Source organism: Methylobacterium nigriterrae (assembly GCF_037106235.1).
GTDB lineage: Bacteria > Pseudomonadota > Alphaproteobacteria > Rhizobiales > Beijerinckiaceae > Methylobacterium > Methylobacterium nigriterrae.
Genome location: NZ_JBAWTG010000631.1, coordinates 1 through 355 on the forward strand (window position 1 = coordinate 1; position 355 = coordinate 355).

Annotated in this window: 1 protein-coding gene; it reads left to right on the forward strand. The window is 71.0% G+C overall.

The genetic code is table 11. The features are described from left to right. Positions 1 to 355: MFS transporter (locus tag WDW90_RS38535; RefSeq protein WP_336492926.1), on the forward strand; the 355-nt coding region annotated here is incomplete at both ends.

Genomic DNA, 355 nt, shown 5'->3' on the forward strand with positions numbered 1-355 from the left:
CGCCAACCTGCAATACGGCTGGACCCTGTTCGTCGACCCGATCGACGCCAAGCATCACTGGGGCCGGGCCGCCATCCAGCTGGCCTTCACCTTCTTCGTGGCCACCGAAACCTGGCTCGTGCCGATCGAGGCCTGGTTCGTCGACCGCTACGGGCCGCGCCTCGTGGTCTGCTTCGGCGGCGTGATGATCGCGCTCGCCTGGGTGCTCGACGCCTACGCCACCACCCTGCCGCTCCTGTACCTCGCGGCCGTGATCGGCGGCATCGGTGCGGGCTCGGTCTACGGCACCTGCGTCGGCAACGCGCTGAAGTGGTTCCCGGATCGCCGCGGCCTCGCGGCGGGCGCCACCGCGGCG